Annotated in this window: 3 protein-coding genes and 1 pseudogene; 1 reads left to right on the forward strand and 3 read right to left on the reverse strand. The window is 46.8% G+C overall.

Annotation, left to right across the window (positions count from 1 at the left end; genetic code table 11):
* Positions 1 to 48: 48 nt before the first annotated feature.
* The 3 genes from RID53_RS16580 to ndhN all read right to left on the reverse strand — a co-directional run bounded on the left by RID53_RS16580 (position 49) and on the right by ndhN (position 1,978).
* Entirely contained in the window at positions 49 to 450 is a 402-nt protein-coding gene (locus RID53_RS16580; RefSeq protein WP_446389142.1) for a salt stress protein, Slr1339 family, read from the reverse strand.
* Between the two features lie 251 nt (positions 451 to 701).
* Complete coding sequence (locus RID53_RS16585) at positions 702 to 1,307, reverse strand: vWA domain-containing protein (RefSeq protein ID WP_006106437.1); 606 nt, start codon at positions 1,305 to 1,307, stop codon at positions 702 to 704.
* A gap of 188 nt (positions 1,308 to 1,495) precedes the next feature.
* Complete coding sequence (ndhN, locus tag RID53_RS16590) at positions 1,496 to 1,978, reverse strand: NAD(P)H-quinone oxidoreductase subunit N (protein ID WP_446389143.1); 483 nt, start codon at positions 1,976 to 1,978, stop codon at positions 1,496 to 1,498.
* Positions 1,979 to 2,247: 269 nt separating this feature from the next.
* Between ndhN and RID53_RS16595 the strand changes: the two are divergent.
* Positions 2,248 to 2,439, forward strand: a pseudogene (locus RID53_RS16595) (Uma2 family endonuclease); the annotation flags it as partial.

Raw genomic sequence — 2,439 nt, forward strand, 5'->3', positions numbered from 1 at the left:
TTGCCAAGTCTCTCTCCAGGTAGCTACTTGTTTCCAGTTCAAGTCAAGTTAACCTCTCCTACTCACTGGAAGCATAAATTGACCACAGGTTTGGGGACAGCTTATGCTTCCACTTTGGACAGGATATGGTTCAAGTGACAGGGCTTCCCGTTTACGCTGTTCTCGCTGTTTTGCCTTGAGTTCTTCTTCTTGCAGTTGCTGCTGTCGTTTGCGTTCGGCTTCGCTCTCTTTCTCCTCAAACTCAGCATTCAGTTCTGAAAGCATAGCATCTTCTACAGGCGATCGCGAAGATGGGGATGAGGAAATGGGTTGATAGGTTGACGAATTCGTTGGGGGGGACTTCAAGTCATCCTCATCCAACAGAGGTTTTTTCTCCGGGGGTTTTCCCTGGTCTTTTTCTTGATATTCGGCTTTAATTTGGTTTAATAAGTCATCAAGGGATTCTGCCATAAGACGAGACTCTCAGTTACGAGAGATTTTGTTATCAACGATTATAGTTAAGGACATATCCTCAACGGTCATGTCCTTTATATCTTCTATTGTAATCAGCTTGACCATACAGACTCTGACACCGAATCCCTTGACACCTATTATGAGCGATCGCCTGAGGTAAGGATCGGATACTAAACCCAAACAGCATAATATTCACAGATAAGGTAAATGCACCCCCTGTGTTCTAAAACACACGCTCACTTGGTTATCTAATCGATTACAGCATTGAGTAACACGTCCGTTAAGGTCATGTCCTCCATATCCTCAATCGTGACCGTATCTACAATGTCAAACTTCGCCCCCGCACCTTGCAGTTCATCATCCAGAATCTTGAGGAACTTCGTCGCTTGAGGATCACTGCCAATTTGGATAAAAGAAATCGCTAACTCTTCATCCTTATCAATTCGGCGTGACGCTTCGATAATCACCTTCATCACCGCTTTGCGGTCATCGGGTTCCCCATCCGTAACCACCAGTAGGGTTTCACCATTCAACTTAGTCTGACCGCTAGTTTTGCGCTGAAAATAGTTATTGAGAGCATCTTCCAAGACAGATGCCAAGTCTGTGCGTCCTGATGGCTCATTTTCCTGGAATACCTGCATGACTTTATTAGCTGTCACGCCATCATAGCGTTTGAAGCGACCCGAAAATAGGTAAATGGTAATGCCATCAGGATCAAATTCTTCACATTTATTCGCTAAAGCCAGAGTAGACTCTTGCATAACATCCCAGCGGCTTTTGCCAGAATACTGATCCCGAATTGACATACTGCCGCTTTTATCAATGATTAAGGTATAATCTCGTTTCTCCAGCATAAAAACGTTCCCAAATCTACTACAGTCCTTCTCAAGGGTATCAAACCCACCACTAGGCGATCGCCAAGTTTACGGTGGCGACAGTTGCTGAGAAGGGCTGTAGGGGCGGGTTTTACCGAAAACGTTTTGGTGTAAGCCGATAACTTGACTAAACCCGCCCTTTTATTCCATGGAACGTCTCTACAGGGTTAGGATACCAACTCAGATAAGGTCTCCTGAAGCGGCTGCCAACGGAAATAGCGATCGCCTCCCATTTCAATCGCCACTTTCACCCGCTTCTCCTGTTTAGGCAAGGCGATCAGATATTCCAGTTCTTGGCGCGACAGACTACTGCCCTCAATCAGCCACAGTACCATCCCTTTCGACTTAGCCGGTAGGGTTTCCAACTGATACGTCAGGATAGGCGGGACAAAATAAACCTCACCCACAGCCGCGCTTTGACCGATGGTTTTCTTCCCCAGATGCGGCGGACGGACACCGTGAACACCCGTCAGATAAGCGGCTGGATCGCCCAATCCTTTAGCGGAGAGGGAAATCGTCGTATAACCCGCCGCCCGCAGTCGTCGCCGATAACGTCCTTCAAATCCCCCTTCTAAGGGAGCATACAATGCCAATGTGCCGGACTGTTCTAAATCCCGAATGAACGTCTTTCCGGTGGTGATCAGTGCCATTTATTTCTCCGATTCCGCCTTAAGTTTTGTTAATTCTTATGAGCTAATTATATAGGGATAGAGGGTTCATGGCACATCTAGCAAGAGGAGGCGATTGAAATCGTTGCTACACTTACACTTGCACTTGCCAAAGTCCGCCTGCGCGGACTGGGTTATAACGGGGGTAGCGTTCCCCGGATTTGGTATCAGTTTGTATATTGAAGATCCGCGCAATTCACACTCAATCGCGATTGTTAGGATAAAGCCAGTTTTCCTAACAATTCCCGTCCATGGTTTCATTCAACTATCCCACTCCTCAAACCGATCCACAGGGTTCACCCAAAGAAACGCTACCGACGATGTATGATCTTCCGAGTGAATATCCGGAGGAACCCGGTTTGCCTGACGAATTCCATGATTGGCAAGCGCATTTATTGAGCTTGACATTTTGCCCTCCCCACTATCCCCTTTCACAGATCTTT

This window comes from Coleofasciculus sp. B1-GNL1-01 (assembly GCF_040220235.1).
Classification (GTDB): domain Bacteria; phylum Cyanobacteriota; class Cyanobacteriia; order Cyanobacteriales; family Coleofasciculaceae; genus Coleofasciculus.

What these genes read in the sequence shown, in the direction of transcription:
- RID53_RS16585 (WP_006106437.1), bottom strand. Translation starts at nt 1,307, where the DNA reads ATGCTGGAGAAACGAGATTATACCTTAATCATTGATAAAAGCGGCAGT.
- RID53_RS16580 (WP_446389142.1), bottom strand. Translation starts at nt 450, where the DNA reads ATGGCAGAATCCCTTGATGACTTATTAAACCAAATTAAAGCCGAATAT.
- ndhN (WP_446389143.1), bottom strand. Translation starts at nt 1,978, where the DNA reads ATGGCACTGATCACCACCGGAAAGACGTTCATTCGGGATTTAGAACAG.